13 protein-coding genes and 2 pseudogenes are annotated in these 13,621 nt (G+C 39.9%); 11 read left to right on the top strand and 4 right to left on the bottom strand.

Features of this window, described 5'->3' with window-relative positions:
- Nucleotides 1-143: 143 nt before the first annotated feature.
- The 10 genes and pseudogenes from rfbF to V6N89_RS05245 all read left to right on the top strand — a co-directional run bounded on the left by rfbF (nucleotide 144) and on the right by V6N89_RS05245 (nucleotide 7,634).
- A complete protein-coding gene (gene rfbF, locus V6N89_RS05210) occupies nucleotides 144-911 on the top strand; it encodes a glucose-1-phosphate cytidylyltransferase (protein ID WP_338516638.1) in 768 nt (255 codons plus the stop codon).
- Between the two features lie 5 nt (nucleotides 912-916).
- Nucleotides 917-1,984 carry a CDP-glucose 4,6-dehydratase gene (gene rfbG, locus V6N89_RS05215; protein ID WP_338516639.1) on the top strand — a complete coding sequence of 356 codons (1,068 nt, stop codon included), beginning with the start codon at nucleotides 917-919 and terminating at the stop codon, nucleotides 1,982-1,984.
- A gap of 41 nt (nucleotides 1,985-2,025) precedes the next feature.
- On the top strand, nucleotides 2,026-2,535 hold the full coding sequence (locus V6N89_RS05220; RefSeq protein ID WP_346993783.1) for a dTDP-4-dehydrorhamnose 3,5-epimerase family protein: 510 nt from the start codon (nucleotides 2,026-2,028) through the stop codon (nucleotides 2,533-2,535).
- A gap of 73 nt (nucleotides 2,536-2,608) precedes the next feature.
- A pseudogene (locus tag V6N89_RS21685) lies at nucleotides 2,609-2,662 on the top strand (hypothetical protein); the annotation flags it as partial.
- A gap of 54 nt (nucleotides 2,663-2,716) precedes the next feature.
- Nucleotides 2,717-3,796 carry a class I SAM-dependent methyltransferase gene (locus V6N89_RS05225; protein WP_346993500.1) on the top strand — a complete coding sequence of 360 codons (1,080 nt, stop codon included), beginning with the start codon at nucleotides 2,717-2,719 and terminating at the stop codon, nucleotides 3,794-3,796.
- A 62-nt stretch (nucleotides 3,797-3,858) separates the two neighbouring features.
- Complete coding sequence (locus tag V6N89_RS05230) at nucleotides 3,859-4,503, top strand: CmcI family methyltransferase (RefSeq protein WP_338516642.1); 645 nt, start codon at nucleotides 3,859-3,861, stop codon at nucleotides 4,501-4,503.
- The gene (locus V6N89_RS21690; RefSeq protein WP_431189769.1) at nucleotides 4,488-4,598 is read left to right on the top strand and encodes a hypothetical protein; all 111 of its coding nucleotides are present in this window, start codon (nucleotides 4,488-4,490) and stop codon (nucleotides 4,596-4,598) included. Before V6N89_RS05230 ends, V6N89_RS21690 begins: the two co-directional genes overlap by 16 nt.
- Before the next feature lie 4 nt (nucleotides 4,599-4,602).
- The gene (locus V6N89_RS05235) at nucleotides 4,603-5,262 is read left to right on the top strand and encodes a NeuD/PglB/VioB family sugar acetyltransferase (protein WP_338516643.1); all 660 of its coding nucleotides are present in this window, start codon (nucleotides 4,603-4,605) and stop codon (nucleotides 5,260-5,262) included.
- Between the two features lie 41 nt (nucleotides 5,263-5,303).
- Nucleotides 5,304-6,407 carry a DegT/DnrJ/EryC1/StrS family aminotransferase gene (locus V6N89_RS05240; RefSeq protein ID WP_346993501.1) on the top strand — a complete coding sequence of 368 codons (1,104 nt, stop codon included), beginning with the start codon at nucleotides 5,304-5,306 and terminating at the stop codon, nucleotides 6,405-6,407.
- A gap of 48 nt (nucleotides 6,408-6,455) precedes the next feature.
- On the top strand, nucleotides 6,456-7,634 hold the full coding sequence (locus tag V6N89_RS05245) for an MBL fold metallo-hydrolase (protein WP_338516644.1): 1,179 nt from the start codon (nucleotides 6,456-6,458) through the stop codon (nucleotides 7,632-7,634).
- Nucleotides 7,635-7,708: 74 nt separating this feature from the next.
- Here the strand turns inward: V6N89_RS05245 and V6N89_RS05250 are convergent, their stop codons facing one another.
- From V6N89_RS05250 to V6N89_RS05265, 4 genes and pseudogenes are all read right to left on the bottom strand, one after another.
- Complete coding sequence (locus V6N89_RS05250) at nucleotides 7,709-8,473, bottom strand: TylF/MycF/NovP-related O-methyltransferase (protein ID WP_338516645.1); 765 nt, start codon at nucleotides 8,471-8,473, stop codon at nucleotides 7,709-7,711.
- Nucleotides 8,474-8,485: 12 nt separating this feature from the next.
- On the bottom strand, nucleotides 8,486-9,364 hold the full coding sequence (locus tag V6N89_RS05255) for a phytanoyl-CoA dioxygenase family protein (protein WP_338516646.1): 879 nt from the start codon (nucleotides 9,362-9,364) through the stop codon (nucleotides 8,486-8,488).
- A 4-nt stretch (nucleotides 9,365-9,368) separates the two neighbouring features.
- Complete coding sequence (locus V6N89_RS05260) at nucleotides 9,369-10,136, bottom strand: TylF/MycF/NovP-related O-methyltransferase (protein ID WP_338516647.1); 768 nt, start codon at nucleotides 10,134-10,136, stop codon at nucleotides 9,369-9,371.
- 168 nt (nucleotides 10,137-10,304) lie between these two features.
- Nucleotides 10,305-11,500 (bottom strand): annotated as a pseudogene (locus V6N89_RS05265) (IS3 family transposase).
- Between the two features lie 189 nt (nucleotides 11,501-11,689).
- Between V6N89_RS05265 and V6N89_RS05270 the strand changes: the two are divergent.
- Nucleotides 11,690-13,606, top strand: coding sequence for a hypothetical protein (locus tag V6N89_RS05270; protein WP_338516648.1), 1,917 nt, complete (start codon nucleotides 11,690-11,692; stop codon nucleotides 13,604-13,606).
- Nucleotides 13,607-13,621: the final 15 nt, after the last annotated feature.

Here is a 13,621-nt window from a genome sequence, read left to right on the forward strand (position 1 = left end):
GAGGAGCTCAACGGTAACTTTTTTATTGCTCTCTACTCGCCATGCAATAAAAGCTAGGCCCGTTGGTTGCATTAATACAACTATAATAACTTTCAGCGCCAGTTTGTTGGCGTTAAGTGTGTACTAAAAACTGAGGCATAGTTATGAAAGCGGTCATATTAGCTGGTGGACTAGGAACCAGAATAAGCGAAGAGTCACATCTGCGCCCCAAGCCAATGATTGAAATAGGTGGCAAGCCTATACTATGGCACATAATGAAAATTTATTCTTACTATGGGATTAACGATTTCATTATTTGTTTAGGTTACAAAGGTTATGTAATAAAAGAATATTTTGCTAATTATTTTCTTCATTCTTCTGATGTTACATTCGATATGCGTTCCAACCAAATGGAAGTACATGAAAAACATGCAGAGCCTTGGAGAGTTACGCTAGTTGATACTGGGGAAACGAGTATGACTGGAGGCAGGCTAAGACGAGTAAAAGATTACTTAGATAATCAAACTTTTTGCTTTACATATGGAGATGGTGTTTCAGATATCAATTTACTCGCGGCATTAGAAGCTCATCGAGAAGCAGGGAAAGTCGCTACTATTACAGCTATTCAACCGCCAGGACGCTACGGAGCGCTTGATATACAAGGTAATCAAGTGAATCGTTTCCAAGAAAAACCGACGGGTGATGGTGCGTGGATAAACGGTGGTTTTTTCATTCTTGAACCGGATATTTTTGATTATCTACATAGTGATGACGACAGCTTCGAAGGTTTACCACTGATGGAATTGGCTAATTCCGGCCAACTAAACGCTTTTAGACATGAAGGGTTTTGGCAAGCAATGGATACGTTAAGAGATAAAAATCAACTAGAGACTCTTTGGAAACGAGATAACCCTCCTTGGAAGTTATGGTGAGTAAGGTGTTTCAAGATTGCTTTCGGGGGAAAAGAGTTCTTATTACAGGTAACACAGGTTTTAAGGGCAGTTGGCTTGCATTATGGCTTCAGCAATTGGGGGCTGAAGTTATAGGTTATGCTCTTGAGCCAGATACAACACCTTCTCATTGGGAGCTGTTAAATCTCAACTGCCGACATTATGTGGACGATGTAAGAAACGCTGCTTCAATTGAGCGAGTAGTTAAAGAAATTAAACCTGATCTCATATTTCACTTAGCTGCTCAACCGTTAGTTAGGCTGTCATATGAGCAACCTGTAGATACGTGGTCAACCAATGTTGTCGGAACAGTTAATTTATTAAATGCATCTCGAAACATTGAAAACTTGGCTGGAATTGTTGTCGTAACAACAGACAAGGTTTATGAAAACCCTGAGCATGGTATACCGTTTCAAGAAGACGAAGAACTTGGTGGAAGTGATCCATATAGCGCCTCTAAAGCAGCATGTGAGCTCGTAGTTCAAAGCTTTAGAAAGAGTTTCTTTGACGGACAGAGAACATTGGTAGCCACTGCCAGGGCTGGTAACGTCATAGGTGGCGGTGATTGGGCAAAAGATCGGCTTATCCCAGATGTTGTCATTGCCAGTTCCAACGGTGATCCTGTCAAAATTCGTTATCCAAATGCTGTAAGGCCCTGGCAACACGTTTTAGATTCATTGTCAGGATACTTGTGTTTGGCGCAGCACATGATTGCTGGTGAAGCAAGTGTCGAAGGGGCATGGAATTTTGGACCAGATATCGCTCAACAGAATAGTGTGAGCGACGTATTAATCAAAATGAGTGCGTTTTGGCCAGAATTAGTTTGGGATATTGAAAAAGAAATGCAACCTCATGAGGCTGTATTACTACAACTTAATTGTGAGAAAGCTCGCCAACATTTGAACTGGTCGCCTATTTGGTTATTTGACAAAACGGCTGAGAAAACGGCCAGTTGGTATCAATGCTTCTATAGCAACAATGAAGTGATAACTTCAGAACAAATTGAACAGTATCAGAATGATGCGAGAAAGAGAGGAGCATACTGGGCGTGTTGATTGAGTGCCATGAAACAGGTATTGATGGCCTGTTCGAGTGTGTGAATTCGCGATTGCATGACACCCGAGGAAGTTTTAGCCGATGGTATTGTTCAAAGCAGATGAATTCTCTGATTGACAATTTACCTATTAGACAAATAAATCATTCTATAAATATACACTCGGGAACTGTGCGTGGACTCCATTATCAATTAGGACCTCAACTGGAATATAAAATAATTCGGTGTATTAAAGGTGAGGTGCTTGATGCTGTGGTAGATTTGCGTAGAAATTCCAGAACCTTTCTACAAGTAGTTCAAGTGATGTTATCTGCAACAAAAAATAACGCACTAGTTGTCCCTCCCGGATGTGCACATGGCTTTCAATGTATAGAAGACAATTCTCAGTTGATGTATCTGCATACATCAGAATACTTTCCCGAATTTGAAGGAGGGGTCAATGTTAACGACCCTGCACTAAACATTACGTGGCCATTGCCGATAAAAGATCAATCAGAGCGTGATAGCGCGTTTCCTTTTCTAACTGACAATTTTTCAGGAATTTTATTGTGAAGTGTCGTCATTGCCAGCATCCATTGACAACATCGTTTATTGATTTAGGCAGTATGCCCCCTCCAACGCGTATATAACCAACAAGCAAGACTTTGAAAAGGAAGTCGTTTATCCGCTTAAGGTATTAGTTTGTGACCAGTGTTGGCTAGTTCAAACGGAGGACTATACTCGAGCCGATGAGTTGTTTACCAAAGACTATGCGTATTTTTCATCTACATCATTATCATGGGTTGAACATGCACGTATATTTGTAGAAAATTTAGTCAAGCGTCAAAAGCTGGGGGAGCAGAGTTTTGTGGTTGAGTTGGCGGCAAACGACGGCTACCTTCTCCAATACATTTCAAACCGCAATATTCCTTGTTTAGGCGTTGAACCCACGACAGCTGTTGCCACAGTAGCAAGAGAAAAAGGAATAAATATTGAAGAATGTTTTTTTGGCTTTAGCCAAGCGAAAAAGCTTCTTGACAAATACCCTAAAGCTGATGTGATTATTGCTAATAACGTGTTGGCTCATGTACCAGATATAAATGATTTCGTTGCCGGAATAGAAACTATGTTGGCTGACGCTGGTATAGTAAGTATAGAATTCCCTCATTTACTCAACCTTATAAAATGCAAACAATTTGACACAATCTATCACGAGCACTTCTCCTACTTATCCTTGGTTGCAGTTAAGAGTATTCTGGGAGATGTTGGCCTCGAAATTATTGATGTTGAAAAACTATCTACTCATGGTGGAAGCTTACGCGTTTGGGCTAAGAAGTTGGATGGCGTAAATTTTGGTTCAGTTAGTGAGAATGTAAAGACTGTTATTGAAGAAGAAGAAGCGTTTGGTTTGCTCTCAAAAGCTGTATATCAACAGTTTCCGCGAGACGTTGAAGTAATATCAGGTGAATTAATAAAATTTCTGACAAATGCTAAGGAACAAGGTAAGAGAATTGTTGCCTATGGAGCGGCTGCCAAAGGAAACACATTATTAAATTATGCGGGTATTGGTACAGAAATAGTAGATGCGGTTTTTGATGCTGCACAGTCAAAGCAAGGAAAGTGGCTTCCTGGAAGTCATATACCCATATTGTCACCAGATAAACTTAATGAATTTGCCCCGGATGTTGTACTTATCCTGCCTTGGAACATTGCCGACGAGATAGTTTCAGTACTGGATGATAAACTTCCGGAAAAATGTGAATTTATCGTCGCTGTACCTCAAATAAAGACTATCCAGCGACGTAGAAGAGTTGATGAAACGGTTTATAGTTAATAATAAGTATAATCTTATTCTCTAACGGGAAGTTGCAAGGTGGAAAAGAAAGGATAGCTATAATGATTGATGATAGACAAGCATTTGCAGCATCTCAGCTAGAAAATGCGGAATCTCTTGCTAATGACCAGCAAGTCCAGAAAAAAAATATTGAATTGTACAACCTAGTTGATAAACACGATTATTCTTATCTTTGGAACTGGATGGGGGTACCTATAATCCAGAATCCAACTGATATCTTAGTCATGCAAGAGATTATTTGGAAAAGTAAGCCTGATGTAATTATAGAAACAGGCGTTGCAAGAGGTGGCTCTGTTGTTATGTATGCATCTATTCTCGAGATGCTTGGCCATGGCTTGGTTGTTGGCATAGATGTAGATATTCGAAAGCATAACCGAGATACCATAGAGACTCACCTAATGGGCAAACGAATAAAGCTTATTGAGGGGTCATCGACGGATAAATCTACCCTTGATGAAGTTCTATCTTATGTAGAGGGCGATAAGAAAGTTATGGTTATTTTGGACTCGAATCATACTCATGAGCATGTGCTTAAAGAACTCGAGATTTATGCGCCGTTAGTTAAGAGAGGGCAATATTTAGTTGTTGCTGATACTTGTGTCGAATATATTGAGCCGTCTTTACATAGGGGGAGCGCCCGTGGAGCAGAGGCAACAACCCCAAAACTGCAATGGATGTTTATTTAGAAGCTACCGACCGATTCGAACATGACTCTTTTATCAATAATAAATTGTTATTAAGTAGTTCTCCTAACGGCTATTTAAAATGTGTAAAAGATTAGGCCAATGTCAACATTGGGCGTTTTGATATGGGGCGGGGTAACAGGCCAAGCAGGAGTGGTTGCAGGCGTTATTCATGCGCTAGGTTACCAAATTGAGGCATTAGTTGATACGGATATTAATGCCACCGCACAATTTGAAGAAGGGATCTTTGTAGCTGGTGAAGACGCAATTGAAACTTACCTTAGTTCTGCAAATCTGCCTAGGTTTTTCGTTGTCGCAATTGGCTCCAGTGGGCAAGCTAGGTGTCAAGTTGCTGATAAGTTGATGGCATTAGGAATGGAGCCTTTAACGCTAATACATCCAAGTGCATGGGTTGCTTCAAGTGCAACCATTGAGCCAGGCTGCCAAATATTAGGCGCTTCGGCTATTTCAGAAAATGCAAGGTTAGGGCGTCAAACCATAGTCAATACCAATGCGACGATTGATCATGATACTGTCATCGGACAAGGTGTTCATATAATGCTGACGGCTACGCTTACGGGTTTAATTGAGGTTGGCGACTATGCCACCATTGGGGCAAATGCTACCGTATTACCACGATTAAAAGTTGGTCGACATGGTTTTGTTGGTGCTGGTGCCGTTGTAACAAAGCATGTTCCTGATAACACAACGGTTATTGGTGTTCCTGCAAGAGTAAAAATGAGAACAGGAGATAGTTTCTGAAACGTATCCCATTAGCTGGTCCATGGATAACTGAAAGAGAGGTGTCATATGCAGCGGACGCTGCCCAAAATGCTTGGTATGACGGTCACAATCTTTATAACGGGCCATTTGAAAAGAAGTTCGCTGACTACATAGGGGTAAAGTACGCCATCGCGGTGCCTCATTGTACAAGTGCGATTCACCTCTCTCTGTTAGCTATGGGCGTTGGTGCTGGAGATGAAGTTATTGCCCCTGATGCAACATGGATTGCTTCAGTTGCTCCTGTGTCATATGTGGGAGCAACTTTGAAACTGGCTGATATTAATGAGAAAACCTGGTGTCTTGATCCTGATTCGTTCGAATCATTAATTACCGATAGAACGAAGGTTGTGATCCCAGTAGGTCTGTATGGTTCAATGCCAGAGTTCCAGAGAATTAAAGCAATAGCGTCTCATTACAAGATAAAAATTCTTGAGGATGCTGCAGAAGCGTTTGGTTCAAAATACATGGGGCAATATGCAGGTACTTTTGGTGATACTGCTGTATTTAGTTTCCACGCATCAAAAACTATATCTACTGGGGAAGGTGGTATGGTAGTGACAAATGATGATGCGCTTTATGAACGTATGATGTTTTTGCGGGACCACGGCAGGGTACCTGGGAATGTGAATTATCAAAATTCAGAGGTAGCATACAAGTATAAGATGAGTCCTGTTCAAGCTGCTCTAGGATTAGCTCAAATTGAACGTGCAGAGGAACTTATAGCGAAGAAAGTTGAAATATTTTCTTGGTATCGAGACTGTTTATCAGAATACTCTTACCTCAGGTTGAACCCCGAATTAGAGAATATAGAGAGCTCCTTCTGGTTAACTACAATTGTGTATGCCCCTGAGCTTGATATTGACAAATATCAACTTATTAAAAATATGGCCGCTCGTAATGTTGATTGCAGACCTTTTTTTAATCCTCTGTCTTCTCTAGAAGCGTTTAAGTCTTTTACTGATATAAACCGAGCTTGTCAGTCTAACATAGTGAGCTACAAGTTGGGGCAACATGGAATAAACCTTCCTTCAGCCCCAATCATTACGCGAGAGCAAGTTATGGAGGTATGTGCCGTGCTAATAGAGGAAATTGATAAATTACGTAAAGATAAAAACCATAGCTGACACGTATGCAATTGATGTCTTAGCAAAATAGTCCGACAAGGGAGTACAATGAAAGCATTTGAGTTTTTGAATCACGCAAGTATAAAAATTAACTACAAAGGTTACTCAATAGTTACTGACCCTTGGTATATCTCTAACGCCTTTGGCGGGTGGTATCAATGCCCTTCTCCAAGTAACGACGATATATGGCAGTTAATAAATACTAAAGAGGAACTGGGTATTGTCGTCTCTCATGGCCATGATGACCATTGTGATGACTGGTTTATTAAACATCATTTAAAAGAAAGGCGTTTTTTTTGCTCGAAATTTGACTCGCCCGGTTTAGAGCGTCGCTTAAATAACTCTCTGGGAGTTAATACAACAGCGATAGGTGAAGGAGTGGAGTTTGGGCCTTTTTACATCAAACAATTTGTTAATCCCGATTTTACTGAATATGATGCGGTGATTACAATTCAAACGGCAGACTTCGTAGTAATACATGCAAATGACAATTGGCATAAATGGCCTTCAAAGATGTGTGACGCTGTTTATGAAGTCATTAAACAGTATAAAGAAGAAAATATCTTTTTCTTAATACAATATGGTATCGCTGATTGTTTCCCTATCAATTACCCCAGTCTTTCTGCTTCTGAAGGAAAGCTAATTATTAAAGAGCGTTTTGAGTCGTATTTTTCAGCAACCCAAGCTAATTTGATAGGCCTTAAATTAAAGCACATTTACTACTACGCGAATCAATCTAGATTCAATTACCCCCAAAATTATCTTGATGGTGATTCTTTGTATGAGCTCGCTCAAGAATACCTACGAGAAAAGCAGAGCAAAGCTATACAACTTATGCCTAGTATGTCAGTTGGATTAGGGCATAAAGTTGTTCACGATAATACAAATTCGCAGAGCCTATTTGAGTTTTGTCTTTCTTCACTCGAAAGGTTTATCAACAAAACTTATCTAGAAGAAGTCGGTGAGGAGCGGTTTATTGCTTTGAAGTTACTGACAAACTCCGCAAATGTAGACCCTAATGTCATTTGTTATGTCGCAGACATTGAAACATGGAATCGTATTTTTACCGCTGAGTTGAATTTAGAAGCTATTATTATTGGTGGGAAAGGGCTTATATATCGGCCCAATTTTAACATAAGTCATCATCATAGTTTCATTTCTAAGAAGTCATACTTGATTCAAAATTTAATTAAACGTGATGGACTCTGCTTTTTTCAATCTCATTAAATTAGACAAAGCGAGCGGCACCATTAGAGTTAATTTTCTCACTAGTGTCGCTTCTCTGTAAAATTTCGATTTTCCTAAAGTATGGCGTATGAGAGTGCAGGAGTGTAGGGAACACGCTGTATACGGATGTTATTTAATCCTACTTCTTCTAATACTGCCATGGTTTCGCCAGGCCATTGCTTTTGATTTAATTCGTCAAAAGCTATTACCGCACCTTTGGGCATTCGAGGTAGAAAGTGCTTGAGTGCAGCTTTGGTTGGTTCATACAGATCAAAATCAAGATATAGTAATGCAACAACAAGGTGTTTATTTTCGTCCATATATTGGGGAATCGTTTCACACGCATCTCCCTCGATTAGTTCTACTTTGCTGATGTGGCCAATATTTCTATTTAAGTCAAATAGCTCGATATTCCGTTCAATCTCTTCTTTGTGTTTGAATTTATATGAGCCTTTTTCCTTATGTTCATCAATTCCAGAGGAGCTTTTATCAATTTCACTTACATTAGGAAAACCGTCGAATGTGTCAAATCCAATTACTTTTCTACAGTGATTAATGGGTTCATAAACAGCACTTAGTTGGGCCCAAGTAAAAAGACCGCCCCCCATAAACACACCACATTCCACTATATTTCCATGAATGGGTAAAACATGTTGAAAAATTTCATTTTTTGCTAAAAAAAGGCTTAAACTTTGACGTGAAGTAAATCGCGTAAAGTTATTCAGTTTTTCAATATTACTTCCACTAGCAGAGTTATAAAAAGCCTCCATTTGTTCTTTGAAACTTACATCGTTCGTTGTTTGTGAGGCTACGTTATTTAAGGTGAATTCTTCTTTCATTATTGCCTCGAGTTAGTTATTAACCACATATTCAGGATAGATATCTTCAAACCAGTTACCTTCGATCATTCCACCAGGCCAACCTTTCATAACAGCTTCTTTCTGATCAAAATTGGCGTAACGAAGCTGGGTGGTCCAGCGAATTTTTTGGGTCGGAAGTGGAATGCTCTTGTGCAATAGAAGTGTACTAAACACCAACACATCACCAGCATTTACATCTATCGTAAAGGCCTCTTCGTCCTCTAGTGAATCAAGCTCCACTAGTCGTATTGTATGAGCTCCATTTGCATTGGCATTTTTCTTGTCTGCAACTTTTACAGGTAGAATTCCACAATGATGACTTCTTGGAATCAACTTGATTCCACCCTCTCCATTAATAACGTCAAATAGAGGAGCCCAACTTACGATTCCATCTGTGGAGCCTTGGGTGTATGGGAAGTCTTGATGCCAGTCGAAAAGGTATTTTTCTTCACCTTTAATATCAATACGCAAGGGCACATAGGGGATCACATTGACATTATTAGTACTCATCAAAAACTGAGCCAAACGAATGTTTTCCTCTTTTTGAAGCAGTTTGTGCGTAGCTGCTAAATGACGCGTTGCGCGATATATTTCGCCTGCTTTTGCTCTATCTTTTTCACAGATTTTTAAAAATACTTCGTTATTAATGCGATCATCAACATCAATGTCAAAGGGAAGATTTAGCTCTTCACTCTTGAGTTTAATTAATTGATTAACGTTCTTGTGGATGGGTAAAAGATCTTCCTCAAAATTGTAAAAATCTTTGAGTAATACCCATCCTTCTTGTAGGTAATGCTCCAAACAAGATTCAGAAAAGTGTGAATCTTTAGAATACACACCTTGTAGATTCTGATAATGTGACAGTGGCATAAGTTTATTCCTTAATAAAATAGCCACCCGGTGTAGAGGTCCACGGAAATTTTTTCATGACAGGCATTTTTTCACCAAAGTAGTCTTCAAAAGCGCTGCTCTCTCCGCCCCACTCAGTCATTGCATACTCGTCTAACACGACGAGGCCTCCAGGTACTACTCTCGGGTATAAATGCTTGAGTGCACACAAGTTTGGCTCATAAATATCTACATCTAAGTGAAGTAAAGAAATACGAAGCCCTGGGTGGTCATTGACGTACTTGGGTACGGTTTCTAATATATTTCCTTCTACAATCTGTACGCGTTTTGCTTGAGGAACGAACATATCTTCATGGTACAAATCAACTAATTCGTAGAATGCATCTTTGAAATCACCCGCACTCCATCCACCTTTAACTTTTGATCTATTGGGGTACATAGGACCATCTTTTTCTGTGAAGTCAGTCAAGCCTTGAAAGCTATCAAAACCTATGACATGGCGAATACGATCTCCAGGGTGAAAAATTTCAAGAAATTTTGCAAAAGCGAATAGACTATTACCTTGATAAACACCGCATTCTACGATACATCCGGGTAAATCTTTTATCATCTTGTAAAGCTCGTAATGCGCCAGAAATCGCGTTATATTTATTCTTCTAGCATAAATTGCAAAGGACTCTAATACATCTGCGGTGGGTATACCGTGTTTATCAATCGTGTTACATATTTCATCAAGTACATTCATACCCCTTGAGTTAGCGCCACCGTACTTCTCGGTTTTTTTCTTTTCCATGAATCAATCCTACAGTTTTCTATTAAATATCGCGTCTAAACTTAAAACTAGTTTAAACACATTCACAGTGTTTAAACTTTGATTATTGTTTAGTTGCATCGTTACTAGAGTAATAGTGTTATCGGACAAAGTAAAAAATTCCTTACCTCTATTACAAACTTGTAGCGGTCAAGTCATTTTGGCCACACCGTTGCAGCTATTCCAGTAACGTTTCCCCGATTCATTCGGCGTTAACCTACCGTTGTATGAATGCGGTCTCAGTCGGCTGCAATAGCCAAGAATATAATCACCAACCTTTCTTTAGCTTCTGTAAAACTTCGATAGCCTGTGGTTGGAATCCATTCTGATTTAATGCTTCTAAAGAAGCGTTCCACTAGGCTATTGTTCCAGCAATTACCTCTGCGACTCATGCTTTGCGTTAAACGATAGCGCCAGATTAACTGACGGAATTTACGACTGGTATAGTGAGTACCTTGGTCGCTATGGAACATTACGTTCTTCGGCTGGCCGCGATACTCAAACGCGATTGTCAGTGCCTGAAAGGTCAGGCTGCTATCAGGTGATTAGATCATCACCCAGCCTATTGGTTTACGCGCGAACAAGTCTTTAACGACTGTCAGGTATGCCCATCTATTGTCTGTCCAGATAAAGCTAACATCACCACACCAACCTGATTAGGCTCGGTGACAGCGAACTGCCTGCTCAGCAGGTTTGGGATAGCAACATGTTCTTGTGCTGCTTTCAGGTATGCATGTTTGGGAAGCTGACAGCTGACCAGATTCATTGCCTTCATTAAGCGCCCTGTGCGATAACGCGTCAGGGTAATATCGTACGATTCATCGTTTGTGATGATATCGGCGATGGTTCTTGCCCCTGCTGAACTGCCGCTCAGACGATACGCTTCACGAACAAGGCTGCAAAGCCTGATGGTTTGCGGCGATGGACGCTTGTCAAGCGGTTGCCACTATTTAAACGTGCTGCGATGGACATTCAATATCGCGCACAAATGGTTAATCGAATAACGGCGTTTATTGCTCTGACTCAGTCTCTCGATTAACGCGAGTGTTTAATGGAGTCCGACATCAACAGAACTGAAGCCTTTTTTAAAATTTCCTTTTCTAATTCAAGATGCTCAACTTGCTTCTTCAATTCACGAATTTCGCGCTGCTCGTCGATTATCGGTATCGCCTGAGGTGCTTTACCCTGACACTCTTCGCGCAATTGGCGAACCCATTTACCAATCGTGGAATAACCGACACCCATCGCATCGGCTCTCTCTTTATGGACTAACCCTGGTCAACCACCAACTGTGCTCTTTCGAATCTGAACTCAGGACTGAAATCCGAGCCTTTTTTCTTAGCCATTTTGTTACCTAATGTTGTTATGCTGCTATCATAGTAGCTCTAATTAGGTGGCCAAATTCACCATGCCACTACAGAATCATCAATTCAATACACTGAAGTGATAGAAATTGAGTCGAATGAAATAAGATTTTATGTGCTTTATTAACAAACAACGAATGACTAGAGAGGACTACACCATGGGAGCTGTTTGTGCGCCTGCAACCCAGTAAAGAGCGCTACCAAATTGGTGTAATGTTTACTTTTTCCGCAACAAGTAATCAACTCCGCCGTTTGATAGAGTCGTTAGATGTTTTTGAGCAAGTCGATTGTTTAGCAGTGGTTAGCGAACAAGATCTTACAAATCATCGAAGTTGGTTTGACACTAATTGTAATGCGGTAAATTTTTTTGTTTTTACAGATGAAACACATGACGAATTAGCGCAGTTTGATGCGTTAATACTTCCTGAATCCAACGTTTCTATTTACCACTACATTCCACCAAATGTCATCAGAATAGGTTTGCCCCACGGAACAGATGTCGCCATTTACTCAACCTTATTCACCTATGGTGGAGGGTTTTGTTTTGACTATATATTAAGTGCAACTGAGCAACCAACTTTGCATGAAAATGTTTATAGAAATACATTCCCCAAGCTTTTACGTACTCAACAATCCTCCTCGGTAGCTGTTGTACCATTTGGTAGCCCCAAGCTTGATGAATTTATCAATGAAGTATTCAGCATCGACGATTCGAAGAAAACAGCAATAATCTATCATCTATCGTTACTAAGTATTGAAGAACATTGGGTCGAAAGTCAGATGCTTCATGTGCTAAAAAGATTACTAGAAGCCTTTCCTTTTCGTTTGATAGTATATCGTGTACACCATCTTGATAGGAAGAACCCTGCGGTGCAACATTGCATCAACATGGGAAGGCGCTATAAAAATTTTCATTTCAGTATTGATGACTCATACGTAAAAGATTATGCAAAAGGAGCCCTCATGCTGCTGCATAGGGAATACGAAAGTCACTTATTTGACCTAGCCACAGCTTCACCTACCTTATTACTAACCAAAGAGCGTAAATACAAACTAAAGTTCGAGCACGATGAACGGTACTTTTTATCTACAATAGAAAATACTATTGATGTTGTATCACGCTTACTTAGTAAACCTTTTGACAAGTCTAGAGCGTATGTAGAGAACCGTTGTCGTGAGCATGGCATTTATAACCCAGGTAAGTCAATTTCTTCACTGGTCGACAATCTACCATTGCTCATAAAAAGACAGCGAAAAACGAGCTGGACACAGTATGATTTTGATGATGGCTGTAATGCTGATATCGACTCTAAAATCACGCAATTAGTGCTCTCTAAGCGAACCTTCGGTCATTATGCGTTTGCGTACGCGAAATACACTAAAAATACACCCATATCATTACTTTTACTTGCAGAGCACTTTGTTCGTCACCAATCAATGAAAGATTATTTCTATCCCCACGCACTGCAATATTTCTATAGGTTGTTGCAGCACAATGGGTATTCTTCTGTATCTAAGCTCGCTGAATTATGGTGGGTTTGCAAAGGAAACACTGCTTACAAATACTGCCTATCGCTTGTCGAATCAGGCCATATTCCAATGAGTGCAGAAATAAAGTGGCTAAACAAGCATTTTAAATTAAATACAAAAGCCGAACTTAAATCAAAAATAGGTAAGTATCATTACAATATTATCAACCTTCGAACAAGAGAGTCGTTACCCACTGGTGAGTTTGTAGTAGTAGGTATTTCTGAGGCGACAGATAAAATAGTTGATCAGTTCGGTGAAGCTATTGTAGCTATTTTTCACGACCATTTTATCGACGAAAATAGTAATAAATGCAGTCGAGAGCGTGTGGAGTATAGAGGAATACCTTTATTTCCGTTTTTAGAACTCACAAAATTTGATCACAATATAGTGGTAGCATCGCATAATAGTTTAGTAACAATAGTAAATAAGCTTACATTAACATTGGGTATAACTAATGACATGTATGCTGTTGTGGATGACGCGCTACTCGATGAGATGGTTCGCGCAATTCCAATGTTCTCAGATTGCAATAAAAGTATCATTCAAAAACCAAACTGATAACAAAGGTTATGT

Source organism: Alteromonas gracilis (assembly GCF_036870955.2).
Lineage (GTDB): Bacteria > Pseudomonadota > Gammaproteobacteria > Enterobacterales > Alteromonadaceae > Alteromonas > Alteromonas gracilis_A.

Coding starts and splice junctions, on each gene's coding strand:
- V6N89_RS21690 (WP_431189769.1), top strand. CDS start 4,488: ATGGATGTTTATTTAGAAGCTACCGACCGATTCGAACATGACTCTTTT.
- V6N89_RS05255 (WP_338516646.1), bottom strand. CDS start 9,364: ATGCCACTGTCACATTATCAGAATCTACAAGGTGTGTATTCTAAAGAT.
- V6N89_RS05245 (WP_338516644.1), top strand. CDS start 6,456: ATGAAAGCATTTGAGTTTTTGAATCACGCAAGTATAAAAATTAACTAC.
- V6N89_RS05250 (WP_338516645.1), bottom strand. CDS start 8,473: ATGAAAGAAGAATTCACCTTAAATAACGTAGCCTCACAAACAACGAAC.
- V6N89_RS05235 (WP_338516643.1), top strand. CDS start 4,603: ATGTCAACATTGGGCGTTTTGATATGGGGCGGGGTAACAGGCCAAGCA.
- V6N89_RS05230 (WP_338516642.1), top strand. CDS start 3,859: ATGATTGATGATAGACAAGCATTTGCAGCATCTCAGCTAGAAAATGCG.
- rfbF (WP_338516638.1), top strand. CDS start 144: ATGAAAGCGGTCATATTAGCTGGTGGACTAGGAACCAGAATAAGCGAA.
- V6N89_RS05260 (WP_338516647.1), bottom strand. CDS start 10,136: ATGGAAAAGAAAAAAACCGAGAAGTACGGTGGCGCTAACTCAAGGGGT.